Origin of the sequence: Labrys okinawensis, assembly GCF_047345005.1 — a bacterium.
GTDB classification, from domain to species: Bacteria; Pseudomonadota; Alphaproteobacteria; order Rhizobiales; family Labraceae; genus Labrys; species Labrys okinawensis.
In genome coordinates this window covers 1,545,810-1,571,467 of the sequence record NZ_CP178864.1, presented here as the reverse complement: position 1 = coordinate 1,571,467, position 25,658 = coordinate 1,545,810, and the positions used below count along the sequence as shown (strand labels likewise).

Genomic DNA, 25,658 nt, shown 5'->3' with positions numbered 1-25,658 from the left:
GCCCTAGTCTCCTGCCGAACCGGCCTCTATTTCGGGTGTGGCGGGCGTCCGGTCAAGCAGCGCAGTCAAGTTTTCCAGACGGTCGGCCTCGCTGGGGGGCTTGTCCCAGCGCAGGCGCGCCAGCCGCGGAAAGCGCATGGCGACGCCCGATTTGTGGCGGGTGGAGCGCGCAAGCCCTTCGAAGGCCACCTCCACCACCAGCCCAATCTCGGCCGTATGCGTCACCTCGCGCACCGGACCGAAACGGTTGACGGTGTTGTTGCGCACGAAGCGGTCGATGTCGCGCAGCTCCTCGTCGGTGAAGCCGAAATAGGCCTTGCCGACAGGCACGAGCTCGTTCCCGCTCCACACGCCGAAGGTGTAGTCGGAATAGAAGGAGGAGCGCTTGCCATGGCCGCGCTGGGCATACATCAGCACGGCGTCGATGCGGTAGGGCTCGCGCTTCCACTTGAACCAGAGCCCTTTCGGCCGGCCCGGCACATAGAGGCTGTCGCGCCGCTTCAACATCAGGCCCTCGACCGCGTCTGCATCCTCCCCAGCTCCGGCCGCCAGGGGATCGGAGCGGGCCGCGGCCAATTCCTGGGGCATAGCGAAGGCTACCATCGGCGAGAGGTCAAGGCGCGGCGAGGCGAGCCTGGCGACAAAGGCCTCCAGCCGCGCGCGACGCTCGATGAAGGGCAGGTTGCGCAGGTCCTCCTCGCCCTCGGCCAGCAGGTCATAGGCGCGGATATGGGCAGGATACTCCGCGATCATCTTCGTCGTGACGGTCTTTCGGTTGAGCCGCTGCTGCAAGGTGTTGAAATTCTCGATGCGTGCCTCCCGGCGTACAAGCAACTCGCCGTCGATGGCGCCTTCGAAGCGCAGGGCTTCGACGAGATCGGGAAAGGCCGGTGCGATATCCTCGCCCGTGCGCGAATAGAGCCTGAGCATCGGCAGGCCATGCGCCATCGCTCCCACGGCCTGGACACGGATGCCGTCCCATTTCCATTCGGCGACGAAATCCTCCGGCAGCATGGCCGGGAGATCGTTCTCCTCCAGCGCATGGGCCAGCATCACCGGCCGGAACGGAGCGGGATTGCCCGTCTCGGGCCGCTCGCCCTTGCCCTCGGCCCAGGCGAACAAGGCTTCGTAGGGCGGCGTCAGGCCCGGCCAGGCAAGCTCGATATCGTCGGGCGCCAGCCTGCCCAAGGCCGCCACTGCGCTCTTGGCGAGGCGGGCGGACGCACCGATACGCAGCGCCCCGGTGATCAGCTTGAGAAAGGCCCAACGCCCTGTCTCGTCGAGGGCATCGAGGTGGTGGGCGATCAGCCCCGGCATGGCCGACTTGCCAGCATGGGTGAGAGCCTCGACCACCTCGGTGAGCGTCGGCGAATGATTGGCGCCGGGCCGTGCCGGCCACATCAGCGCGATGGTCTCGGAGAGATCGCCGACATAGTCATAGGAGAGCGCGAAGAGTTCGGGATCCGTGCGCTGGGCGATGAGCTCGCGCAGCAGCGCCGGCTTGGCATTGCGGAAGTTGAGCGCGCCGGTCATCGCAGCCAGGGCATAGCCGCGGTCTGGATCCGGGGTGGCGCGAAAATAATCGGTCAGCAGTCGCAGCTTGGCGTTGCGACCGGGCTCATAGGCAAGACGATCGAGGAGCGCAGCGAAGCGGTTCATGCCTCTCCCGCCTCCTCGTCGCCGTAACCGACCATGTGCAGGGGTTTGGCCTTGAGGCCCTGGCTCTGCGCCCAATGCACCAGCGCATCTTCCTGGCCATGGGTGACCCAGAGCTCCGAGCAGCCGGTCTCCAGGATGGAGCGCTGCAGGTCCGGCCAATCGGCATGGTCGGAGATCACCAGAGGCAGCTCGGCACCGCTCTGCCGGGCGCGGGCGCGGATGCGCATCCAGCCCGAAGCGTAGACGCTGAGCGGCTCCGGCATCTTGCGCGACCAGGGTTCCTGAGCGGCGCTCGGCGGACAGAGCACGATGGCGCCGGCAAGTTCGGCCGGCTTGGTGTCGCGTACCAGATGCAGTTCGCCGAGAGCGATGCCGTGCTGCTCGTAAAGCCGCGTCACCTTCTCCATGGCGCCGTGCAGATAGATCGCCGCATCGTGACCGGCCTTCCTCGCCATGGCGATCACGCGCTGCGCCTTGCCGAGGGAATAGGCGCCGACAAGATGGGCACGCTCGGGAAAGAGCTCCAGCGAGTTGAGTAGCTTGGCGATCTCATGGGCAGGATCGGGATGGCGGAACACCGGCAGGGCGAAGGTGGCCTCGGAGATGAAGACGTCGCAGGGCACCACCTCAAAGGGCATGCAGGTGGGGTCGGCCTGGCGCTTGTAGTCGCCGGAGGCGACGATGCGGAGCCCCTCGGCCTCGAAGGCGATCTGTGCCGACCCCAGTACGTGGCCGGCCGGATGGAAGCATACCTTGACGCCGTTGAGATCGAGCGTCTCGCCGCATCTAGCCACCTGCCGCGTATGGCAGAAATCCTCGCCGAGCCGCGCCGCCATGATCGCCAGCGTCTCCTCCGTCGCCAGCACCTGGTAATGCCCGGGGCGCGCATGATCGGAATGGGCATGCGTAATCAGTGCCCGGTCGACGGGACGCACCGGATCGACATAGACATCGGCAGGCGGACAATAGAGCCCGGATGGCGTCGGGATCAGCAAATCGGATGGCCGCATGACGACAAGATAGGTATAACCGGCGCAGCAGCCAAGTTTCGCTCCAGAACCCCGCCCGCCCTATATCCGCGTCATGCACTCTTTCCACACCTCCGGCGACCCCATCGCCGACCGCCGCTTCGCCTATGCCATGGACTACAAGGCGCAGGGCGACCTTGCGGCCGCCGCGGAGCTCGTGGAGCAGACCCTGGACTGCGCCCCCCGCTGGGCGGCGGGCTGGTACGTGCTTGGCGACTTGCGGGAGGAAGCCGGCGAGCGGAGCAAGGCGATCGAAGCGTATCGGCAGAGCCTTGCCTTCGACGCCTCAGATGTTGCCGGCGCTGGCGCAAGGCTGGCGAGGCTTGGAGAGCGCCCCGCCGATGGCGCGATGACCGCCTCGCACGTCGCCGCCTTGTTCGACGAATACGCCCCGCGTTTCGAGCACTCGCTGGTGGGCGACCTCTCTTATCGCGGGCCGGCCTTGCTCAAAGCCGCACTCTCCGAGTTGCGCCAGCCCCTGGCCTTCCGGCGGATGCTGGACCTTGGCTGCGGTACGGGCCTGGCAGGCGAGGCCTTGCAGGCTTGCTGCGCGGAGATGATCGGCGTCGACCTCTCGCAGGCCATGCTGGCGAAGGCCGGCAACAAAAGCCTCTATCGCGACCTCATATGCGAGGATGCCCTCGCCTTTCTCGAAAGCCAGCCGGCGGCAAGCGCCGAGCTGGTACTTGCTGCCGATGTCTTCGTCTATCTCGGCGATTTGCAGGCGCTGTTCAACGAGGTCGCGCGGGTGCTCGAGCCGAACGGTCTTTTCGCATTCACGGCGCAGCGCCATGACGGCCCGGAACCCTTCATCCTCAACCATGACATGCGATATGCGCACTCCCATGCCGGCATGGAGACCTGGGCCAGGACGGCAGGATTGACTCTTCTCTGCCGGAACGACGAATGGGCTCGACAGGACCGTGGCATCCCCGTACCCGGCATGGTCGCCATATTCGCGCAATAGCTATTCTCGGCGGTATAGCCTGAAATAGCAAAGATACGTCGAAACAAAGAGTTAGAATAAAATGCCGCCTCCGCCTGAACGCGTTTTGTTCTCGCCGGGAGTGGACTTCTGGTCGGCGCACGCCAATATCTGCGCATGAATTGGCGATAGCGGCATGAACAGACAAATTGGAGACATCGCTTCCCAAGGGACGGTGTCTTCCCTTCCTCCCCTCTTTGCGAACTGGTTCGCGGCCCGCGGCTGGAGCCCGCGCGCCCATCAGCTCCAGCTCGTCGAAAAGGCGCGGGCAGGTCGTTCGGCCCTGCTGATCGCCCCGACCGGCGCCGGAAAGACGCTCGCCGGCTTCCTGCCGAGCCTGATCGATCTCGCCCCGCGGCGCGCCGACGCACCGGCTTCGCTCCACACCTTATATATATCGCCGCTGAAGGCGCTTGCCGTCGACGTTGCCCGCAATCTGGAACGGCCCGCCGGCGAGATGGGGCTGCCGACCCGTATCGAGACGCGGACGGGCGACACGCCCCAGGCCAAGCGCCAGCGCCAGAAGCGCGATCCGCCCGATATCCTGCTCACCACGCCCGAGCAGCTCGCACTGCTGCTGGCAAGCCGGGAAGCGGCCGATCTCTTCGGCTCGCTGAAGCGCGTGGTGCTGGACGAACTCCATTCCATCGTCACCTCCAAGCGCGGCGACCTGCTGGCGCTCGGCCTGGCGCGGCTGCGCGATTTCGTGCCCGATCTCGAAGTGGTCGGCCTCTCCGCCACCGTGCGCGATCCCGACGAGTTGCGCCGGTGGATCGTGCCGCAACGCCCTGGCGAAACCAGGATGGCCGATCTCGTCATCGCCGAGGGCGGGGCGGCGCCGGAACTCGACATCCTCGAAACCGAGGAGCGGCTGCCCTGGGCCGGGCATACGGCGCGCCACGCGATGGCCGAGCTCTATGCCCTGATCAAATCGCACAAGACCACGCTGGTCTTCGTCAACACCCGCATGCAGGCCGAGTTCGTGTTCCAGGAACTCTGGCGGGTGAACGAGGACGCCCTGCCGATCGCCCTGCATCACGGCTCGCTCGAAGTCGGCCAGCGCCGCCGTGTCGAGGAGGCCATGGCAGCAAGCAAGCTCAAGGCGGTGGTCTGTACCTCCACCCTCGACCTCGGCATCGACTGGGGCGATGTCGATCTCGTCATCAATGTCGGCGCACCCAAGGGCGCCTCGCGCCTCCTGCAGCGCATCGGCCGCGCCAATCACCGGCTTGACGAGCCCTCGCAGGCAATCCTGGTGCCGAGCAACCGCTTCGAAGTGCTGGAATGCCGGGCTGCCGTCGATGCCGCCTATGCCGGGGAGCAGGACACGGCTGTCGCCCGCACCGGCGCGCTCGATGTTCTTGCCCAGCATGTGCTCGGGGTTGCCTGCGGCGCGCCCTTCGAGGCGACTAAGCTCTATGAGGAAGTAACCTCCGCGGAACCCTACGCGAAACTCGACCGCAAGACCTTCGACGATGTGGTCTCTTTTGTCGCGACCGGCGGCTATGCCCTGAAGACCTACGACCGCTTCGCCAAGATCCGCCAGGGAAAGGACGGGCTCTGGCGCGTGTCCAACCCGATGGTGGCGCAGGCTTACCGTCTCAATGTCGGCACCATCGTGGAAGAGGCCCTGCTCAAGGTGCGGCTTTCCAATCGCGGCCCGCGCGAGCCGACGCGCATGGCCGCCGACAAGCCGACGCCCTATCTGCCCTGGTTCATGGACCCGACGAGTTCCGGCCCGCCCAGGAAGAAGCCCGGCGATGCCGCGCCGCGCCGCGGCTTCGGGCGCGTGCTCGGCGAGGTGGAGGAATATTTCGCCGAAGGGTTGAGCGTCGGCGACACCTTCCTGTTCGCAGGTGAGATCCTGCGTTTCGAGGGCATTTCGGAAGAGGATGTGCTGGTAACCCGCGCCGCGCCGGGCAAGGACCCGAAGATCCCCTCCTTCGCCGGCGGCAAGTTCCCGCTCTCGACCCATCTTGCCGCGCGCGTGCGCTCGATCCTCGCCAATCCCGAAAGCTGGAGCGCTCTGCCGGACCAGGTCGCGGACTGGCTGCGCTTGCAGCGTGACATCTCGCGCCTGCCCCCGGCCGGCGACCTGCTGGTCGAGACCTTTCCGCGTGGCAATCGCTATTACCTCGTCTGCTATCCCTTCGAGGGGCGCCTTGCCCACCAGACGCTCGGCATGTTGCTGACGCGCCGGCTGGAGCGCGCCGGGCTCAAGCCGATGGGCTTCGTCGCCAACGACTACGCCCTCGCGGTCTGGGGCGTCGGCGATATGAGCCGGGGTGCGATGAGCCAGCTCTTCGACCAGGAAATGCTGGGTGACGACCTCGAGGAATGGCTGGCCGAATCCGCCCTGATGAAGCGAATGTTCCGCACCTGCGCCATCATCTCCGGCCTGATCGAGCGCCGCGCCCCGGGCAAGGAGAAGACGGGCAAGCAGATCAGCGTCTCAACCGACCTCGTCTATGACGTGCTGCGCCAGCACGAACCCGACCATATCCTGATGCGCGCCGCCTGGGACGATGCACGCACCGGCCTGCTCGATCTCGCCCGCCTCTCAACCATGCTCTCGCGTATCAAGGGCCGAATCATTCATAAGGATCTCGATCGCATCACGCCCTTGGCGGTGCCGATCATGCTGGAGATCGGCCGGGAGCCGGTCTATGGCGAGGGCACCGACAGTGCGCTTGCCGGCGCAGCGGAGGATCTGATTGCGGAGGCCATGGTTGGGCGGCGGGGTACAGCAGGAACAGGAGGCGGAGCCTGAGATGATCCGGCGCGACGAAGCCGTGCTCAGTGTCGCCGGCACCGAATTCCTTGCGACCGCCGATGGTGCGCTGGTCTGGCTGGAAGAGAGTCTTGTGGTGGTTTCCGACCTCCACCTCGAAAAGGGCTCCTCCTTTGCCGAGCGTCGCCAGTTGCTACCGCCCTACGACACTGCCGCCACGTTGGCGCGCCTGGTTCGCCTGCTCGCCCGTTTCGCGGCAAGGCGCCTGATCTTCCTCGGCGATAGTTTCCACGACCGCCGCGCGGATGACCGTATCGTCCCGCACGACCGCGAGGCCCTCTCCCACTGCCTTCACCGGCGCGAGGTGTTCTGGATCGCCGGCAATCACGACCCCCACCCACCTACGGGCTTCGCTGGCACGGCAACGCCGGAGCTTGCCATCGGCCCGGTGTTGTTCCGCCATGAGCCGACCGAAGGCGCTGAACCCGGCGAGATAGCGGGACACCTCCACCCCGTGGCGAGAGTGGCGACACGCGGTCGCTCATTGCGGCGGCGCTGCTTTGCGGGTGACGGCAGGCGGGCTATCCTGCCCGCCTTTGGCGCCTATGCGGGTGGACTGAACGTGCGTGACGCTGCGTTCGCACCTCTCTTTCCCAACGGTTTCACTGCCCATCTGATGGGGGACGAACGCGTCTTCGCCTTCCCGAGGGCAAGGTGTCTGGGGGGATGAGCCTGGGAGCGCGGGTTTCTCGTCCTCGCTCCCAGGGATGCGTTCCCAGCTACCCCTTCGCCCTGGTTTTCTCCTCCAGCGTCATGCGCTGTTCGACCTCATTGAGCTTGGCGAGGGCGTCGAGGTCACCCTTGGCGGCTGCCTGAGCGAGGAATTGGTAGGACGCGACGAGATCGCGCGGGGTGCCTAGGCCCTGGGCCGCGAGCAGCGCGAAATTATACTGGCTGGCAACATGCCCCTGCTCGGCTGCCTGGTGGAACCAGCGGGCGGCCTGCTCGTAGTCGGGCACGCCCATCACCGCACCGCCGGCGTAGAGCACAGCCAGATTGTACATCGCCTTAACCGAGCCGTGCTCGGCGGCGCGCTGATACCACAAGCCTGCCAGCATGGTGTCATGACCGACGCCGCGTCCCTTGTCGTAGGCGAGGCCGAGGAGGAAAAGCGCGGGCGCATAGCCCAGCTGCGCGGCCTGCCTGTAGAGGCCCGCTGCCTTGGCGAGATCGAGGGTGGAGGCCTGCGAGGTATCGAGTTGGCGCGCTTCTTCGAACAGCGAGACGGCCTCGTTGGGAGGAACCGGCAGCAGCGACGAAGCGATGGGCACCTGGTCCTCCAGGGCAGCCGGCCCCACTTCGCGGGCTCGGGCGGCCGGGGCGAGGCCCAGCCCGGCGCGGGGGGCCGGCGGCGTCACGGCCGGAACCGCCCGCGTAACCTGACGGCCGCTGCTGGGTGCAGCCGGTGTCTTTCCTCCCTGCAGGGCGCCCATCATCATCGTCACGGCCGCCAGTCCCAGCAGGATAGGCCGCTTGTGGCGCTTGTAGAACGGCTCATGGTTTCCTCCCGGCCTGGCTGTCTCTTCCGCGAGGCTGCCTTCGGTTGCGGCTGCCGCACGGGCGGCGCGCCGTGCCGCTGCGATAAAGGCACTGCGCGTATTGCCCGTTGAATTGGGATCGCCTGGGGCCAATACGGAAACCTGGCTGGGGCGGCCATCCAAGGGTCTTTCCGCTGCCGCGTCGAGCGGCGCATCGCCAGCGAGCGAACGCGGCAATTCCCGCGACCAGACAATGTCGTCGGAACGCTCGCGACCGAACAGGGGTGGCACGTCGCCGATTTCCGGCGGCCCGGAGACCAGTGTGCCGGCAGGGCGGGCGCGCACGAGATCCTCCACGGCGGCGAGCCGGCTGGCGACTTGGTGGAGCAGCGTCTGCAGGGCATCGAGCGCCTTGCGGCCTTCGCGGACCTCGCCCTCCTGCAGGGCGCGCAGTTCGCGATAGTGGCGCCGCAGCTCCTCGGGCAAGGCCTGGAGCGCAGACTGGGCGAATGCCGTCCGCAGCGCCGGCTCCAGACCGAAAAGATCGGGCTTCATCTGGCTGAGCCCCTCGATGGAGCGGCCCATGATCGTGATCTGCTGCTCGAGGGCGGCAAGGGCAGCATCGTCGTGACCAGGGGCGTCAAGCGCCTCAAGCCGGGCCGACAGGGCAGACAGGGAGGAAGATGTTGCCGCCTGCCCGTCCTCCACGGCCCGTTGCAAGGCATCGAGCTTCTGTTCGAGACGCTGCGAGGGGTCGGGCTGACGGGCGAGATCGCCAAGACGTGTGCGGATATCGGCCGTCTCACGCTGGATCGACGCAAGCACGGCCGGGTCCTGCGCCTGCCGGGCAAGCAGATCGAGCTTCCGGTCGAGCTGGGCAATGTGTGCCGGCGTCGCCATGCCGGTCAGATGCTGGCCGAGCGCGGCGATGTCGGCGCGCAGGTCGGTGACGTCCCCCTTGCCAGCAGGGGGCGCCATATTGGCACGCCGGAGTCCGGCGATCTCACGCGTGAGGGCAGCGATCTGCTCGCTCAGGGCATCGACCGGCGGCGGCTCGACCTCGGGTTGGGCCGGTGCGGCCTCGAGCCCGGCAGCCATCTCCGCCAGGCGCCGCTCGAGATCCTCCACCGATCCATGCGCGGCAACATTGTCACGCTGGTGCTGCGGCGTGGCTCCGGGCTCGGGCTGTCGGCCGGCGAAGCCGTCCACCACTGCATCGACCAGTGCGGCAATATGGGCCTCGCTGTCCTCCTGGCGACGGATCAGCCGTTCGACCAGGCCGGCCATGCGAGCCTCGCTGGCGCGGATGTGACGGGCGAGGACGGCGGCGCTCACATTCACCGCTCTTTCTTCGGTCCGTCGACTCAGCGTATCGCTACTATGATACCGTCTGCCCGCTGATTCCAATTGACGCGCAATACGTGCCAAGGGTGACTCGTCACTCCGGTCGAGGTCACGAAAAAGCGGCGTTTCCGGCTCTTTTCGCTCCGTGATCAAGCTCTGGAGCCATTGGCCGAGCGTCATGCCGGAGCGTTGCGCCAAGACCCTCGCGGTCTCGCGCGTCTCGGGATCCACTCCCTTGACACTCCATGGCACGCTTTGACTCATCAAATCCTACGCAAAATCGGCGAATCCGCCCGATTCTCGCGCCCTCCTGATCCTGCGGCCACCGCGACGCCGATTCGGGAATTGGCAGCGAAATGCAATGCCCTCATCAACAGGTTTTCGTCCAACAGGGTAAATATCGCGTTAATTCAGGCTGCCCTAACGCTTTTGGTGGAGGGCCCAACATTATTGAGCATTCAAAGCGCTTTTTATGACGACATTGGCAGGGACCAAGCTGCGGCCTGGACAGGAAAGTTGGATACCTTGCAAGAACCCGTATTAAACTTTGCAAAAAGGGTTATATTCACTTTGGGAACGTGTTAATTGGCGCGCTTATTTCGCACTAATTTTGTGCGTTACCCTTGAAATGAAGCAGAGTGAGGGATATGGTCACTCTGCTGGAGATTTGGGCGACTGTTTGGTAATATATTAATTGCTGAAGCCCACAAGTTTTCGTATGATGCTACCGGCTGCCACATCTTGAGTTGGGGTGCTGCTGGCCTGTATCAGGCATGAGAGAGAGACCATGTCAAAGTTGGAAGCCTCATCGGCGACAAATGCAAAGGGGCAACCCGTGACTGTATTCATGGCAGATCACGAGAAAGCCTCAAATGGCGCGATCACCTATACAATTGGGGATCTTGCGCGCGAGTTTGGTGTCACGCTGCGCACCTTGCGCTTCTATGAAGACAAGGGCCTTTTAAATCCCACCCGGGACAATTTGACCCGGCTATACAGTGCACGGGATCGTGAACACCTTCAGCTCATCCTCAAGGGCAAACGCCTTGGTTTCACGCTCGTGGAGATCGGCGAAATGATCGCCCATCACGGCGAAGGCAAGGGCGCAAGCCTTGATATCAGCGCCAGCACCGTTCGCGACCAGATCGAGCATCTGGAGCGTCAACGTCGCGAGATCGACGAAGCACTGGTGGAATTGCGCCGCAGTTACGAAGGCCTGGCCAACGCCCTGTCGCGGTAAGTGGCTACCTTAACACGCAGAGAAAGCCTGGCGGCTATCGCGGGCTTTTTTGCGTTTGCGGGCGCGGGCCTTTGGCTGTTCTGGCCGCAGACGAAGAGTCCCGCCGGTCAGGTCGGCGGTCCTTTTCAGCTGGTGGATGCGGATGGCCTCCCCTTCACCTTCAAGGACATCCAGGGCAAGCCAAGCCTCGTCTATTTCGGCTTCACGCATTGCCCTGACATCTGTCCCACGACACTATTCCTGATGTCGCAGGTGCTTGACCGGCTTGGCCCCGACGCCAGCCGGATCAATGCCCTGTTCATCACCGTCGATCCGGACCGGGATACGCCGGACCAGATGAAATCCTATCTGACCGCCTACCCACCCGTGCGTGGCCTGACGGGCGATCGCGCTCATCTCGCGGTGGCCTGGGATATCTATGGCATCGAGGCCGTGGTGGTGCCTACCACCAGCTCCAACTACAACATGGACCACACCAGCGACGTCTTCCTGCTTGACCAAAGCGGGCGCTTCAGGTCGACTTTCGACCTGAACACGAAGCTGGAGGTGGCGCTGGCCGATGTCCGCGCCCTGCTGGCATAGGAATGTCGCAGCTTGAAAACCCGCAGGCCAAGTAAAATTTCCGAGTCTATCCTTCGGACTGACTCGGAAATTGCTGTCTCTTCGCATAATTCCGGCAGATGCGCCTGGGCTGGAACCATGCGCCAGTTCGGCGATATATGCCTGACAGCGCTCATGCTCGCGCTGCTCCTGTTCGTCGCCCTGCCTGGCGTCAGCCCCGCGCGCGCCGCCGAGGCAGCCCCGACCGGCCCCTTTGGCCTGTGGGACCCGCATCGCCGCCCCGAAAAGCCCGACCTCAGATCGATCCGGCAGATCCGCTTCCTGACCGAGGACGACTTCCCGCCCTTCGACTTCCAGGGTGCGAGTGGATCGCTGGAAGGCTTCAATGTCGATCTCGCCCGTGCCATCTGCCTGCAGTTGAAAGTGCCCTGCACCATACAGGCGCGACGTTGGGACACCATTGTGGCGGCTCTGGAAGAAGGCCAGGCCGACGTCATCGCCGCTTCGCTGGTGCCAACCGCGCAAGCGCGGGAACGCTTGCAATTCTCGCGCCCCTATTATCTGCGGCCAGCTCGCTTTGCGGCACGCCAGCAGGATGCGCCGCCCGCCCTCACCCTGCAGGGCCTCACCGGGCGACGGGTCGGCGTAGTGGCCGGCACGGCGCATGAAGCCTATGCGAAAGCCTATCTCACCACCGCCCGGCTCGTGCCGTTCCCCAGCGACGACGCTTTGCGGGCCGCCTTGAAAAACGGCGAGGTCGACCTCATGTTCAGCGATGGCATCGGCCTTTCGCTCTGGCTCAGCGGCTCGGAAGCGAAAGGCTGCTGCATCTTCGAGGGCTCGCCCTACCTCGATAGCCATTATTTCGGAGATGGCATCGGTATGGCGATGCGCCGGGAAGATGACGACCTGCGCCAGGCGATCGACTACGCCCTTTTCCAGATCTGGGAACAGGGTCTCTATGCCGATATCGTGAGGCGCTGGTTCCCCATCGACCCTTTCACGCCGCTTCCGTGACGTAAGCGGCAATTGAAACAATCAAACGCTGTTGCCGAAAAGACTCACTTTCGCACCGAAGCTGGGGAAAACGCGCCCGATTTCAGGTGGACTCTTGCGCCGGAGTCACTGCCTATTGTAGTTAAGGCTTCGTTAAGCACGACATCTCGTGCGGCGTCTCGTAACTCCAATCAGCTCCCAGCGTGAACACGCAACGATGTCACGTCGACATCGCGGCTGAAGGGAAAGGATTCGGCGTATGCAATTCGGGCGAAAACAAGGCGGAATGCAGGAGAGGCTGATGCACTGGACAGACGAGCGGGTAGAACTTCTGAAAAAGCTGTGGTCAGAAGGTCTTTCTGCTAGCGCCATTGCCACAGAACTTGGCGGCGTCACACGCAATGCCGTGATCGGCAAGGTACATAGGCTTGGTTTGTCTGGCCGCGCCAAGGCGCCCGCGCCGGCACCGCAGCGTCGTGTCAAGCCGACCCGCGCACCTTCCCATCCGCTGCGCCCGCAGACCACCGCCCCGGTGGTGCGCGGCAACACCGCTCTCGCCACCCAGATCATTCCCCTCACGGTGATCGAGGAGCGCCCGGAGCCTGAGTTGCGCCCCATCGAGGAGGTGGTGATCCCGATGTCCGAGCGGGTCACCATCATGGAGCTGCGCGACCACATGTGCCGCTGGCCGCTGGGCGACCCCGGCCGCGAGGATTTCCGCTTCTGCGGCAGCCGCGTCGGTCCAACCGGTCCCTATTGCAGCCATCATGCCTCGATTGCCTATCAGCCCGTGCTGGATCGCCGCCGCGACCGCGACAGAGAGCGCCGCACAGCTCGTGCCTGAAGACTATCTTGTCGCATCGCATGCGCCTGAAACCGATACCCTCGGGCCGGCATGATTGCTTAAGAAGGCAGGGATTTCCCTGCCTTTTCTTTTGGGGTGAACCACGTGCCGCGCAGGATCGACTACTACCTCTCGCTCTCCAGCCCCTGGGCCTATCTCGGCCATGGCCGCTTCCGGGATATGGCACGGCGCCATGGCCTCGATGTTCGGGTCAAGCCGGTGCTGCTCGGCAATGTCTTTGCGGAGACCGGCGGCCAGGTGCTGGCCAAGCGCCACCCTGCCCGTCAGCGCTACCGCCTCGTTGAGCTCCAGCGCTGGCGCGACAAGCTCGGCCTGCCCCTTCATCTCCAGCCACGCCATTGGCCCTTCGATCCCACGCTGGCCGACCGCCTGGTCATCGCCATCGAACAAAGCGGGGGCGACACGATGGGCTTTTTCGCCCGCGCCAGTTCGGCCATCTGGGAGAAGCAGGAGAACCTGGCGGACGAAGCGACGCTGGAGCGCATTGCCGCCGAGCACGGCCTCGATGGCCCTGCCCTCCTGGCGCAAGCCCAGGCGCAGGCAACGGCCGAGATCTATCGACAGAACCTCCAGGATGCCGTGGCCGCCGACGTTTTCGGCTCGCCCGCCTATGTTCTCGACGGCGAGGTCTTCTGGGGTCAGGACCGGCTCGGCCTGCTGGAAGAGGCGCTGATCTCCGGTCGCCAGCCCTTCCGTCCCGAGGTGAAGGGAAGCGACCCCACGTAAGATCGCCTGCCTGACACTGGGCTTTGACGTGCAGACTCCCGGCCCCAAACTCTTGTTGCGACGTCGCACTTCACCGTTCCAGGCGCTTCACCATCAGGATGTTCGAGTACCCGATCGGGTCATCATCGACCGAAGCAAGGCGGCGGAAGCCACGCTTCTCGTAGAACTCGGGCGCCTGGAAGCTGTGGGTGGTCAGAACGATCTGTGTGCAGCCCCGCCTTGCCGCTTCCTTTTCGGCGGCTGCCATGAGGCGCGTACCAATGCCTTGCCGCCGATGGCTGTCGGCGACCCAGAGCGTCTTGATCTCGCAGCAGCCGCCCCAGCTATGGCCGTGCAAGCCCGCGTAGAGGTCGCCATCCGCGGAACGGAGCATGACGGCCAGAAGCCGCGCGTCCTGGATGCCGGTGCGCTCGATATTGTCCTGATCCAGCAGATCATCGAGGCGATGCAGGTCCTCAAGCGAAGGCGCGTCGGAAACCCAAATCCGTCCTTCGCTGGGCATGGCGCCACCCCTCAGTGACTGTTGAAGAACGCAACCTCGGTGGCGAAGGCTTCATGAGCCATCGGGAAGTCGAAGCCCTGGAAGACATGGCAGCCGCCCGGCCAGAGCTTCAGGGTGGCCTCCCGGCCTGCCGCCTGCCAGCGCGAGGCCATGAAGGCACTGTCGTCGAGCAGCGCGTCATAAGTGCCGATCGAGATGAGGGCGGCCGGCATGCCCTCGAGACTGCCATAAAGCGGCGAGACATCGGGCGAGCGCAAATCGATGCCCGGCGGGATATAGGCCCGCACGAACAGGAAGATGTCGCGCGGCGTCAGGATCAGCTTGCCGCGGTTGTAGTTGCGGGCACTCGGCGCCAGGCCGAGATCGTAGCAGCCCGCGATCAGATTGGCGCCGCGAAAGGGCGTCAGGCCGTGCCGGTCGCGCAGGCGCTGCAGCGTCACGGCCGAGAGATGAGCCCCAGCGCTCTCGCCGCCGATGAAGAAGCGGTCCGTACCGAAGCGCCTGGCGCCCTCCGTGACCAGCCAGAGCGCGGCCGTCTCGCAATCGTCCGGGCCGGCGGGAAAGGGATGTTCGGGCGCGAGATGATACTCCACCGAAATGCAGGCCATGCCCGTCTCAGCCACGATCTTTTCCAGGGACTCGTCCTGGAAATCGGACTGGTTGAACATCCAGCCCCCGCCATGGATGTGCATGTAGACGCCGCTAGGCTGGTCGGGCGCAATGATGCGGATCGGCACCTTGCCGTGCTTGCCCTCGATCTCGATCACCTCAGCCCGCTTGCTCTTGGCCTGCAGCGGAAAGATCCCCTTGCCCTGCCGGCGGGACTCCCGAACGAGCTCCGGCGGAAAGGCCCAGAGATCGGGGAGCTTCGCCATGCGGGCGAGGATGTCGGCATTGAGCACCGCAGTGGCGGGCGCCACGGCCTCGTCGGAAAACACGGCAGGATCGGCAAAGGGCATGGGTTTGAATCGCCTTGGAGGGATGGCGCACAGTGCAGGGATCGAAGCGGGGCTGGCAAGGGCAAACCTGTCATTCCGGCCGAATGGTCGAGGACCCACATTCTCTCGCATCGTTCGGAGGCAGGCCGTAGCTAAAGCGCGGAATAAAGATAACGGTCACCTTCTGAAAACTGCATTGAAACAACCGCGTCAAAGCAGACGCTATGCCTTATCTGAAAGTACCGAGCTCCGTGAATTCAATGGCGAAATCAAGCGCCGCGCTTTGCCCTGCGGAATGTGCAAAAACTGCATCGGTTCTTGTGGCAAAGAGATGAAGCTCGTTATTATAAATAGTTGCGAGATTCTTGAACCGGGGTAGTACATGATCGTTAGCAGGCTGTTTGTGCCATGATCCAATCCTGGGCAACCATCTTGCAATCGTCCCTCTTGTTCTATATTTGTTCTTCACAATGCCCACCTTAAAACGCCTCCGCGATCCTGTTCACGGACTCATCACCTTCGACCTCGACGACGAGATCGATAAGGCAGCTTGGCGTCTGATCGATACGCCAGAATTCCAGCGTCTGCGCCGAGTGAAGCAACTCGGCGTGTCAGAGTTCACATTTCCGGGCGCAACTCATACGAGACTCGCTCATTCGATTGGCGTGTTCCACGTTGCCCGCCAGCTGATGAAGGTCGCTGAGCGTTATGTGCCGCGTGAAAAGCAGAAACATCACCGTAAACGTACTGCACTAATCGCGGCCCTGATTCATGATCTTGGTCATGGCCCGTTCAGCCACGCGTTTGAGAATGCGGAGAAGGCACGCATGATCGAACGGGGCGGGATCTACAAAGATCATGAGGATTGGACGGCCGAGATGATCCGCAAGAGGGGCGGCGATATCCGGCGGGTACTGACGGAAGAGTTTGGCGGAGACGGGGCAATTGCCGACGACATCGCCGACCTGCTCATTGGCAAGACCCAGGATCTCTATTCCGCAGTCGTTTCCAGCTCGTTCGATGCCGACCGTCTCGACTATCTGAGACGCGATCGCATGATGACTGGCTCAGGGGCTGGTGCGATCGATTTTGATTGGCTGCTGGATAATCTGCGCGTAGTCGACGTGTCGCCGGATCCGGACGACGACGCAGAGGAGAATTCAAGTTCCGTCATCCAGACTTTCGCCTTCGAAGAGAAGGCCTTGCAGGCAGTCGAAGGCTTTATCCTGGCGCGGTTCCACCTTTATTCACAGGTCTATCTGCATCGCACAACGCGTGGGATCGAGCAGATGCTCACCATGTTTCTTCTGGAATTTGCGCGCGAGGCCGCCAAAGGGAGCAAGGCGAAGCTGCCCGTTCATAAAGATCACCCGCTTCGGGTCTACTATCGAGATGCAACGCCCAACCTCAACCAATATGTGGCGCTGGACGATGCCGTGGTCTGGAGTGCATTGGAGATATGCGTAGCGTACGGAGACGGAACGATTCGGGATTTCGCCGATAGGATCTGCTCCAGGAGGATTTTGAAGGTCGTGCCGATCGATACCGTGAACCAGCAACCCGCCGATGTCGCAAGGCGCAAGTTCATCGAGAACGACATGAAGGACGAGATCGGCAAGACAGTGTTTCCGGATCGCGCTCCATTGTCCATCTACAAGGACCCTAAACGGGAATCCGTCTCGCCGCTCAAGCGCGTCTACATTCGGCGAGAGGGTGGTCGGATCGTCGATATCACCTCGCTTTCCAAGCCAATTGCTGCGCTTTTCGAAAGCCAGGACATTCTTCGTTTCTATTTCCTTAACCAAAAAGATTTCACAAGAGTCCAGAAGATCACGGGAGAGATCAATGCCGCAACTTGACGAAATCGTCGTTGGTGCCGTTGCATTGTCTGGCGGCAGCCTTGTCGGGCGCATCCGGCTGCAAAAAGTGATCTATCTGCTCGATCAGCTCGGCCTCGATAGTGGCGCACCGTTCGAATACCATCACTATGGTCCATATTCCGAGGCTGTATCTGATGCTGTCACGGACGCCAAGTTCTGGGGTAAGCTTGAAGAAGCAACCGATTTTCGGAAGTCTGACGGAGCACCTTACAGCACGTTCAAGACGCAGGCGGCCGGCGATGTGCTAGCTCTTGGCCGGATTGAGGCCGATCGTGCACGCGAACTTCTCACGCGCTTTTCCGGCCAGAGTTCAACCGTTCTCGAACTGGCCGCAACTGTTCACTGGCTCGCATTTCATGAGAAGGTTGCCGACTGGCGCGCTGAGATCGAAGTCAGAAAGGTTGGCAAGACGGGCAACGGCCGCCTTGCAAAGGCGGTGGCTTTATTGAAGGAATTAGGTATCGCCCCCGTTGACGCCTGATGGTCGCCTGCTTGATGTGGACATTACCGACAGGGGATAGAGCGGGGAGCGAGCCGGGTGTTCTTCCGCACGTACCGGTGCTGATGGATCGTTAGACCGGGCTGTCGTCGTGGGTAAGGCGGCTAGGCTTGCTTGCCCTCTCCAGATCACAGCCCTTCTCATCACCCCCAAAACCGGCTATTCCTCCTCCCCTAATAGGCGGCCACCACGAGACCCATGATTCCTGACGAGACCAAGACCGAACGCCCCGCGCTCCCGCAAGGTGATACCGGCACGAAAACCGTCTTCATCAAGTCCTATGGCTGCCAGATGAACGTCTATGACAGCCAGCGCATGGCCGATACGCTCGCGCCGGCTGGCTATGTCGAGACGACGAGCCCCGACAACGCCGATCTCGTCATTCTCAATACCTGCCATATCCGCGAAAAGGCGGCCGAAAAAGTCTATTCGGAGATCGGGCGCCTGCGTGTGGCGCGCGACGAACGCCGACGTATGGGTGGCGACATGCAGATCGCCGTGGCGGGCTGTGTCGCCCAGGCCGAGGGTGAGGAAATCATGCGCCGGGCGCCGGCGGTGGATCTCGTCGTCGGTCCACAGACCTATCATCGCCTGCCGGATCTCATCGCGAGAGTTGGAGGCACGAAAAAGCCCGTCGATACCGACTTCCCCGTCGAGGACAAGTTCCAGGTCCTGCCGGCGCCGCGGCGCGAGAAGATATTGGCGCGTGGCCCCTCCGCCTTCGTCACCGTGCAGGAAGGTTGCGACAAGTTCTGCACCTTCTGCGTGGTGCCCTATACGCGCGGCGCCGAGACCTCGCGCCCGGTTGCCGGCATCGTCGCGGAGGTCGAGCGCCTGGCCGAGGCTGGCGTGCGCGAGATCAGCCTGCTCGGCCAGAACGTGAACGCCTATCACGGCGAGGGGCCGGATGGCCGCACATGGACGCTGGGCAAACTCCTGCATCGCCTCGCTCGTATCGAGCCGGTGACGCGCCTGCGCTACACCACCTCGCATCCCCGCGACATGGACGACAGCCTGATCGAGGCCCATCGCGACCTGCCGGCGCTGATGCCGTTCTTGCATCTTCCGGTGCAGTCGGGCTCCGACCGCATTCTGGATGTCATGAATCGCAAGCATACATCGGCGGAGTATCTCAGGCTGATCGAGACGATTCGGAATGCCCGGCCCGACATGGCTTTTTCCTCCGACTTCATCGTGGGCTTCCCCGGCGAGACGGATGCGGATTTCGAGGCGACCTTGCGGCTGATCGAAGACGTCTCCTACGTGTCGGCCTATTCCTTCAAATATTCGCCGCGCCCGGGCACGCCCGGCGCCGGGATGACCGACCAGATCGACGAGGCGGTAAAGGCCGAGCGGCTTGCCCGCTTGCAGGCGCTGACAGAGGGCCAGCAGAGGGCGTTCAACCAGGCGAGCATCGGCCGCTGCATGGAGGTGCTGTTCGATCGCAAGGGCAAGCATCCCGGCCAGATCGCCGGGCGCTCGCCTTATCTCCAGGCCGTGCAGATCGAGGCCGACGAGAGCCTGATCGGCACGGTGGCGCCGGTCGAGATTACGACCACCGGCGCCTGGTCGCTTCATGGTATTCTGGCGGGTACAAGACCTAGGGAGGCAGTTGCTTGAAGGTTGACGAGGAACGGCGGACACGGATGACATCACAAGCTTCATCCATGCCGGCAGCAGATGCGCCGGCAGAGATCGTCACAGCCTTCGAGGACAATCGCCTCGCAACGCTGCTATTCGGCCAGCACGACCAGAACCTCGCCTTCATCGAGCGCAAGCTCGGTATCGAGGCCACGGCGCGCGGCAATCATGTCGCCCTGCGTGGGGCCAAGGACAGCGTCGAGCAGGCCAGGCGCGTGCTCGATAGCCTTTATCAGCGCCTGCGCACCGGCCAGCAGATCGCGCTGGGCGATGTCGACGGCGCCCTGCGCATGGCGGGCTCGCAGGGCGTGCTGTTCACGCCGGAGGGCAAGCCGAAAGTCGCCTCGACCGGCGGCGCCGCTTCCGTCGGCACCCGCAAGAAGACCATTGCTGCCCGCACGCCGGCGCAGGATGCCTATATCCGCGCGCTGCAGAAGCATGAGCTCGTCTTCGCCACTGGTCCGGCCGGCACGGGCAAGACCTATCTCGCGGTCGCCCATGCCGCCGCCCTGATCGAGAAGGGCGAGGCCGACCGCCTCATCCTGTCGCGTCCGGCGGTGGAAGCCGGCGAGCGCCTCGGCTTCCTGCCCGGCGATATGCGCGAGAAGGTCGATCCCTATCTGCGCCCGCTCTATGACGCGCTCTACGACATGATGCCGCCCGAGCGGGTCGAGCGCGGGCTGACCTCCGGCATGATCGAGGTCGCGCCGCTCGCCTTCATGCGCGGACGCACGCTTGCCAATTCCGTGGTGCTGCTCGACGAGGCGCAGAACTGCACGGCGATGCAGATGAAGATGTTCCTCACGCGCCTGGGCGAAGGCTCGCGCATGATCATCACCGGTGACCCGACGCAGATCGATCTGCCGCCCGGGCAGAAATCCGGGCTGGTGGAAGCCATCGATCTGTTGAAAGACATCCCGGAAATCGCCATCTGTCGCTTCAACGCCGCCGATGTCGTGCGCCACGAACTGGTCGCAAAGATCGTGCGGGCCTATGAGGCGAAGAGCGAAACCAAGCCCTCGGGTGAAAGCAGGCCATGAGCGATGCCATCGCCATCGAGATCGCGCAGGAAAGCGACCTGTGGCAGGATCTCGATGCCATCGAAATCCGAATAAGCGAGGCCGTGGCGGCTGGCGTCGCCGTCGCCAAGCTCAGGCATGCGTCCGGCGCCGAGCTTTCGGTCGTACTGACCGACGATGCCTCGATCCGCACCATCAACGCCCAGTGGCGCCAAATGGACAAGCCCACCAATGTGCTGTCCTTCCCGCAGGCCGAGGGCACGGCCATCGCCAGGGCGCCGATGCTGGGCGACATCATCCTTGCCCATGAGACCATCGCCCGCGAGGCGGAGGAAGCCGGCAAGAGCTTCGAGGATCACCTCAGCCATCTCACCGTTCATGGCCTCCTGCATCTGTTTGGCTATGACCATCTCACCGACGCCGAAGCCGAGGCGATGGAAGCGCTGGAAGTGCGCATCCTCGCCTCACTCGGCATCGACAACCCCTATGCCGACGCGCCCCTGCTGCGCGAAGCAAGTTAATCCAAGCCGCCATGTCCGACAGCAACGACCGAAGTACCAGCCAGACCAGCAACTCCCATGAGGCCCCCGAAGGCCTGTTCGAGCGCATCAAATCGGCGCTCGGCCTCAAATCTCATCCTTCCATCCGCGAAGACCTTGCCGATGCGCTCGAGGACTCCCGGGCGTCGGAGGATTCCAGCTTCTCTCCGGAGGAGCGGGCCATGCTCAAGAACATCCTGGGCCTGCGCGGCAAACGCGTCGATGATGTGATGGTGCCGCGCGCCGACATCGTGGCCGTGCCGCTGGATATCTCGCTCGGCGACCTGCTCAAGGTGTTCCAGACCGCCGGCCATTCGCGCCTGCCCGTCTATAACGAGACGCTTGATGACCCGCGCGGCATGGTTCACATCCGCGACTTCGTTGCCTGGCTCGCATCGCGGGCTGCGATCGCAGCCCGCAAGAGCCGCAAGGCCCGCGATAGCGACGTCAGGCAGAGCGGGCCGCCCAAGGAAGGCGAGACGCCGGCCAAGCCCGCCTCGCCTAAGGAGGCGGCTCTTGCGCTCGGCAATATCTCGCTCACGGCGCCGCTGAGTTCCGTGCGCTCGCTGATGCGCAACGTGCTGTTCGTTCCCCCCTCGATGCCGCCGATCGACCTGCTCGCCAAGATGCAGACGACCCGCACCCAGCTTGCCCTGGTCATAGACGAGTATGGCGGCACGGACGGCCTCGTCTCGATGGAGGACATCGTCGAGATCGTGCTGGGCGATATCGAGGACGAGCATGACGAGGACAGTGGCGACATGATCGTCGCCTCGGGCGAGGGCATCTTTACCGCCGATGCGCGGGCGGATCTCGACGACGTGACGCGGACCGTCGGCATCCAGCTGCATGACGACGACATCGAGGCCGATGTCGACACGCTGGGTGGCTGGCTGGTCACGCTGGCGGGCCGCGTGCCTGTGCGCGGCGAGATCGTCCCAGGGCCCGGCACGCTGGAATTCGAAATCCTCGATGCCGATCCCCGGCGTGTGAAGCGCGTGCGCATCCACACCCTGGGCAGCAGCGGCGCCAAGCCGCGCGACAAGAGCAAGCGTGACAGGAAGGGCGCGACGGCTCCCGCCGAAGCCGCACCCATGGAAGAAGCAGCGGCGGGCCAGGCAGGCACCGACGGCGCCACGTGATCGGCCGCTTCGCCTCCAACATTGCCGCATTGAGGGGGTGGCGCCGGGCCGGCGTGGCCTTCCTGGCCGGCGCGGTGGCGGCGCTTGCCATGGCGCCCTTCGACATCTTTCCGGCGCTGGCCATCAGTTTTCCCGTGGCAATCTGGCTGCTGGATGGCATCGCCTTCGGCGCGCCGGACGAGCCAGGGCCCTCGCTGCTGCGCAGCCTCTGGGGCGCCGCCAGGCTCGGCTGGTGGTACGGCTTCGGCTTCTTCCTGGCGGGGCTCTGGTGGATCGGCAATGCCTTCCTTGTCGATGCCGACCAGTTCGCCTGGCTCCTGCCCTTCGCGGTGCTGCTGCTGCCGGCCGGCCTCGCCTTCTTCATGTCCGCCGCCTTCGCCCTCGCGCGCCTCGCCTGGTCGCGGGGGACAGCGCGGGTCCTGGCCTTCGCAGCTGCGATCTTCGCCACCGAATGGCTACGGGGACATATCTTCACCGGCTTTCCCTGGAACCTGTTCGGCTATGCGCTGGCGGCCGAGATCCATCTGGCGCAGAGCCTTTCCATCTTTGGCATCTATGGCCTCACGCTGCTTGCCCTGGTGCTGTTCGCAACCCCTGTCGCCCTGGTGCGGCGTGGCGGCTGGCGCTGGCCAATGCTGTCCCTGGCGGTACTTGCCGCCATGGCCGGCTTTGGTGCCTGGCGCCTCGACCAATATCCAGCCCGCTTTGTCGACAAGGTGCAGTTGCGCATCATGCAGCCGGACGTGCCGCAGGACGCCAAGTTCAATCCGAGCATGCGCAACCAGATCATGACGCAGTATCTGGCCCTGTCCCGCCAGCCCACGCCCGACGGCGTCGACGGCATGGCCAAGATCACCCATCTGATCTGGCCGGAATCCGCCTTTCCCTTTCTGGTGGCTCAGGACGAGGACGCGCTGAAGGCGCTTGGCGATCTGGTGGCCCCGGATGCCGTGCTGCTGACGGGCGCCGGCAGGGCCGAGGAAAACCTCGACGACGGCACCTGGCGCTTCTTCAATTCGCTGCATGTGATCGATGCCACCGGCACGATCATCGGCAATTACGACAAGGTTCACCTGGTTCCCTTTGGGGAGTATCTGCCCTACCAGTCCTTCCTGGAATCGATGGGCCTGCAGCAGCTCACCGAGCAGCGTGGCGGCTTCACCTCGGGACCGGGGCTGCGCACGCTCGAAATCCCGAATGCCCCGCCAGTGGGCGTGCTGATCTGCTACGAGGCGATCTTCCCAGGCGAGGCCTACGATCCCGCCAACCGGCCAGGCTGGCTGCTGAACGTCACCAATGACGCCTGGTTCGGCATGACGCCCGGGCCTTACCAACATTTCGTCGAAGTGCGTGCGCGCTCGATCGAGGAAGGACTGCCGCTGGTACGCGCGGGCAATGACGGCATTTCGGCGGTGATCGACCCGGTCGGCCGCATCGTCGCCAGCCTGCCCCTGGGCGTGAGCGGCGTGCTCGATTCGCGCTTGCCGGAAGGCCTGCCACCGACGGTGTTTGTCAAGGCCGGCGATGCAATTATTGCTATACTGTTTCTGCTTGCCACAATCGGCGCGATTTCTGGCTTTTGGAGCGAGCAAAAACGTACCTGAACGCACATTATCGTGAACTGGCCGCGCGCTCATGCCGCGCATTGGTATGGATTTTCTCGCTTATAAGCATATATTCCCTGTTGCAGCGTGCAACCACGGACTCAAACTACCTCAGATTGTGGTTTCACAATTGTGTCTTTGGGTTACCGCACTTTTGCCACGGTTTAGCCACAATTCGTTTTAAAATAGTATGCGTATTTTCAAATACTTGCATGTGATCCGGAGTAAATTTGATGATCAAGAAAGCACCTAATCCCATTGACCAACATGTGGGCAGCCGTGTCCGGATTCGCCGTGTCCTGACGGGCATGAGTCAGGAAAAGCTGGGCGAGGCCCTTGGCCTGACCTTCCAGCAAGTGCAGAAATACGAGAAGGGCACGAACCGCATCGGAGCGAGCCGTCTCCAGCACATTGCATCGATCCTCGGCGTCACGATCTCCTTCTTTTTCGAAGGCCTTCCCTCCGAGAGCAGCGCCGTTCGCGCCCAGGCGATGGACGAGAGCGACACCTCCCATGTCATCGAATTCCTCTCGACCACCGAGGGGTTGCAGCTCAACAAAGCGTTCGCCAGAATCAAGGATCCCAAGGTGCGCCGCCGGGTTGTCGACCTCGTCTCGACGCTCAGCAACGAGACCGCGGCCTGAAGCATCGATCCTTTTTTGCAGCCTTCCCGCCGCCATCGGCTCGGGAAGGTTTTTGTTTTCGACGCCGTGTCGGGTATTGGAGCGATATCCGGTCGGAAGAGCGGACGCCGTCTTTCCTCAGGAATCGGCACCATCGTTCCTTTAAACGAACAAAACGTACGATTTGCCGCTTGACGTCGGCGTCGGCCCTCGCCAAAACGGGGAGATATGGTTCCGTTTTGGCGTGGAGAAATTCTCGTGTCTCGTTCCGACTATCTGTTCACCAGCGAATCCGTCGCTGAGGGCCATCCCGACAAGGTCTGCGATCGTATCTCCGACGAGATCGTCGACTTGTTCTATCGCGAAGCCGCGAAGACCGGCATGGACGCCAGCCAGATTCGCGTGGCCTGCGAGACATTGGCCACCACCAATCGCGTCGTGATCGCCGGTGAGTATCGCGGCCCCGACAGCATCACCAAGGGCAAGGTCAAGGCCGCCGCCCGCCGCGCCATCAAGGCGATCGGCTACGAGCAGGACGGCTTCCACTGGAAGAAGGCCAAGATTGACGTGCTGCTGCACGGCCAGTCGCCCGATATCGCCCAGGGCGTTGATATTGCCGGTAACAAGGACGAGGGCGCTGGCGACCAGGGCATCATGTTCGGCTACGCCTGCCGCGAGACGCCGGAATTGATGCCGGCCCCGATCTACTACGCCCACAAGATCCTCGAGGACATCACCAAGGCCCGCAAGTCCGGTGAACTCGGCATGCTCGGGCCGGATGCCAAGAGCCAGGTCACGGTAAAGTATGAGAACGGCAAGCCGGTCGGCGTGACCCAGATCGTGCTCTCGACCCAGCATTTCGACGAGACGCTGACCTCCAGTGACATCAAGAAGCTCGTGGAGCCCCATATCCGCAAGACCCTCCCGGAAGGCTGGGTGAATGGCGACACTGTCTGGCACGTCAATCCCACCGGCAAGTTCGTCGTCGGTGGTCCGGATGGCGACACCGGCCTCACCGGCCGCAAGATCATCGTCGACACCTATGGCGGCGCGGCGCCCCATGGCGGCGGCGCGTTCTCCGGCAAGGATCCGACCAAGGTCGACCGTTCGGCCGCCTATGCCGCGCGCTACCTCGCCAAGAACGTGGTGGCCGCCAAGCTTGCCGACCGCTGCACCATCCAGCTCGCTTATGCCATCGGCGTCTCCGAGCCGCTCGCCATCTATGTCGATCTGCACGGCACCGGTTCGGTGTCCGAGGACAAGGTGGAGAAGGCCCTGCGCGAAGTCGTCAGCCTCACGCCCCGCGGCATCCGCGAGCATCTCGGCCTCAGCAAGGCGATCTATGCCCGCACCTCCGCCTATGGCCATTTCGGCCGCAAGCCGGCGCGCGACGGCGGCTTCTCCTGGGAGAAGACCGATCTCGCCGACGCACTCAAGAAGGCGGTTCGCGCTTAATCTTCGCGGCCAACTGCATTAAGAAGCCTTTCCCGCCAAGGCAATCAGCCTGACTGTTGTCAGGCTGATTGCCTTCTGTTTTTGAGTTGCGGCATTTTCTTCAACGCGAACCGGTATCCACTTCGCTTGAAAATGCCTCGGTG

General features: G+C 63.6%; 22 protein-coding genes. 17 read left to right on the top strand and 5 right to left on the bottom strand.

Features of this window, described 5'->3' with window-relative positions; genetic code table 11:
• Nucleotides 1–3: 3 nt before the first annotated feature.
• Nucleotides 4–1,659: a cisplatin damage response ATP-dependent DNA ligase gene (locus tag ACMDCR_RS07490; RefSeq protein ID WP_413991928.1), complete on the bottom strand. Its 1,656-nt coding sequence runs from the start codon at nt 1,657–1,659 to the stop codon at nt 4–6.
• Entirely contained in the window at nt 1,656–2,669 is a 1,014-nt protein-coding gene (locus ACMDCR_RS07485; RefSeq protein ID WP_413991927.1) for a ligase-associated DNA damage response exonuclease, read from the bottom strand. Before ACMDCR_RS07485 ends, ACMDCR_RS07490 begins: the two co-directional genes overlap by 4 nt.
• 73 nt (nt 2,670–2,742) lie before the next feature.
• Here ACMDCR_RS07485 and ACMDCR_RS07480 point away from each other — a divergent pair, with 73 nt between their 5' ends.
• The 3 genes from ACMDCR_RS07480 (at nt 2,743) to pdeM (ending at nt 7,133) form a co-directional block, all read left to right on the top strand.
• Nucleotides 2,743–3,654 (top strand): methyltransferase domain-containing protein, encoded by a 912-nt coding sequence (locus tag ACMDCR_RS07480; RefSeq protein ID WP_413991926.1) that lies wholly within the window; start codon nt 2,743–2,745, stop codon nt 3,652–3,654.
• 154 nt (nt 3,655–3,808) lie between these two features.
• A complete protein-coding gene (locus ACMDCR_RS07475; protein ID WP_413991925.1) occupies nt 3,809–6,442 on the top strand; it encodes a ligase-associated DNA damage response DEXH box helicase in 2,634 nt (877 codons plus the stop codon).
• A 1-nt stretch (nt 6,443) separates the two neighbouring features.
• Nucleotides 6,444–7,133, top strand: coding sequence for a ligase-associated DNA damage response endonuclease PdeM (pdeM, locus tag ACMDCR_RS07470; RefSeq protein WP_413991924.1), 690 nt, complete (start codon nt 6,444–6,446; stop codon nt 7,131–7,133).
• Nucleotides 7,134–7,182: 49 nt separating this feature from the next.
• Here pdeM and ACMDCR_RS07465 read toward each other — a convergent pair whose 3' ends face one another.
• Nucleotides 7,183–9,276, bottom strand: a complete 2,094-nt coding sequence (locus ACMDCR_RS07465; protein WP_413991923.1) for a hypothetical protein — start codon at nt 9,274–9,276, stop codon at nt 7,183–7,185.
• A gap of 796 nt (nt 9,277–10,072) precedes the next feature.
• Between ACMDCR_RS07465 and ACMDCR_RS07460 the strand changes: the two genes are divergently transcribed.
• The 5 genes from ACMDCR_RS07460 (at nt 10,073) to ACMDCR_RS07440 (ending at nt 13,673) form a co-directional block, all read left to right on the top strand.
• The gene (locus ACMDCR_RS07460; protein ID WP_413991922.1) at nt 10,073–10,525 is read left to right on the top strand and encodes a MerR family transcriptional regulator; all 453 of its coding nucleotides are present in this window, start codon (nt 10,073–10,075) and stop codon (nt 10,523–10,525) included.
• Nucleotides 10,526–11,107 (top strand): SCO family protein, encoded by a 582-nt coding sequence (locus tag ACMDCR_RS07455; protein WP_413991921.1) that lies wholly within the window; start codon nt 10,526–10,528, stop codon nt 11,105–11,107.
• A 117-nt stretch (nt 11,108–11,224) separates the two neighbouring features.
• On the top strand, nt 11,225–12,103 hold the full coding sequence (locus ACMDCR_RS07450; RefSeq protein ID WP_413991920.1) for a transporter substrate-binding domain-containing protein: 879 nt from the start codon (nt 11,225–11,227) through the stop codon (nt 12,101–12,103).
• Between the two features lie 280 nt (nt 12,104–12,383).
• Entirely contained in the window at nt 12,384–12,926 is a 543-nt protein-coding gene (locus ACMDCR_RS07445; protein ID WP_413991919.1) for a GcrA family cell cycle regulator, read from the top strand.
• A gap of 105 nt (nt 12,927–13,031) precedes the next feature.
• A complete protein-coding gene (locus ACMDCR_RS07440; RefSeq protein ID WP_413991918.1) occupies nt 13,032–13,673 on the top strand; it encodes a 2-hydroxychromene-2-carboxylate isomerase in 642 nt (213 codons plus the stop codon).
• 70 nt (nt 13,674–13,743) lie between these two features.
• Here ACMDCR_RS07440 and ACMDCR_RS07435 read toward each other — a convergent pair whose 3' ends face one another.
• Both ACMDCR_RS07435 and ACMDCR_RS07430 read right to left on the bottom strand, forming a co-directional pair.
• Nucleotides 13,744–14,175, bottom strand: coding sequence for a GNAT family N-acetyltransferase (locus tag ACMDCR_RS07435; RefSeq protein WP_413991917.1), 432 nt, complete (start codon nt 14,173–14,175; stop codon nt 13,744–13,746).
• A gap of 11 nt (nt 14,176–14,186) precedes the next feature.
• Nucleotides 14,187–15,134, bottom strand: coding sequence for an alpha/beta hydrolase (locus tag ACMDCR_RS07430; protein ID WP_413991916.1), 948 nt, complete (start codon nt 15,132–15,134; stop codon nt 14,187–14,189).
• 449 nt (nt 15,135–15,583) lie between these two features.
• Here ACMDCR_RS07430 and ACMDCR_RS07425 point away from each other — a divergent pair, with 449 nt between their 5' ends.
• From ACMDCR_RS07425 to metK, 9 genes are all read left to right on the top strand, one after another.
• Nucleotides 15,584–16,972 carry an HD domain-containing protein gene (locus tag ACMDCR_RS07425; RefSeq protein WP_413991915.1) on the top strand — a complete coding sequence of 463 codons (1,389 nt, stop codon included), beginning with the start codon at nt 15,584–15,586 and terminating at the stop codon, nt 16,970–16,972.
• Entirely contained in the window at nt 16,959–17,474 is a 516-nt protein-coding gene (locus ACMDCR_RS07420; protein ID WP_413991914.1) for a hypothetical protein, read from the top strand. The genes ACMDCR_RS07425 and ACMDCR_RS07420 overlap by 14 nt, the downstream gene beginning before the upstream one ends.
• 219 nt (nt 17,475–17,693) lie before the next feature.
• Complete coding sequence (gene miaB, locus ACMDCR_RS07415; RefSeq protein WP_413993557.1) at nt 17,694–19,112, top strand: tRNA (N6-isopentenyl adenosine(37)-C2)-methylthiotransferase MiaB; 1,419 nt, start codon at nt 17,694–17,696, stop codon at nt 19,110–19,112.
• Between the two features lie 47 nt (nt 19,113–19,159).
• Nucleotides 19,160–20,173 carry a PhoH family protein gene (locus ACMDCR_RS07410; protein WP_413991913.1) on the top strand — a complete coding sequence of 338 codons (1,014 nt, stop codon included), beginning with the start codon at nt 19,160–19,162 and terminating at the stop codon, nt 20,171–20,173.
• Entirely contained in the window at nt 20,170–20,673 is a 504-nt protein-coding gene (gene ybeY, locus ACMDCR_RS07405; protein ID WP_413991912.1) for an rRNA maturation RNase YbeY, read from the top strand. Before ACMDCR_RS07410 ends, ybeY begins: the two co-directional genes overlap by 4 nt.
• 11 nt (nt 20,674–20,684) lie before the next feature.
• The gene (locus ACMDCR_RS07400) at nt 20,685–21,833 is read left to right on the top strand and encodes a hemolysin family protein (RefSeq protein WP_413991911.1); all 1,149 of its coding nucleotides are present in this window, start codon (nt 20,685–20,687) and stop codon (nt 21,831–21,833) included.
• Nucleotides 21,830–23,437: an apolipoprotein N-acyltransferase gene (gene lnt, locus ACMDCR_RS07395; protein WP_413991910.1), complete on the top strand. Its 1,608-nt coding sequence runs from the start codon at nt 21,830–21,832 to the stop codon at nt 23,435–23,437. Before ACMDCR_RS07400 ends, lnt begins: the two co-directional genes overlap by 4 nt.
• A 233-nt stretch (nt 23,438–23,670) precedes the next feature.
• On the top strand, nt 23,671–24,081 hold the full coding sequence (locus tag ACMDCR_RS07390) for a helix-turn-helix domain-containing protein (protein WP_413991909.1): 411 nt from the start codon (nt 23,671–23,673) through the stop codon (nt 24,079–24,081).
• Between the two features lie 237 nt (nt 24,082–24,318).
• Nucleotides 24,319–25,515, top strand: a complete 1,197-nt coding sequence (metK, locus tag ACMDCR_RS07385; protein ID WP_413991908.1) for a methionine adenosyltransferase — start codon at nt 24,319–24,321, stop codon at nt 25,513–25,515.
• The last annotated feature ends 143 nt before the right edge of the window (nt 25,516–25,658 follow it).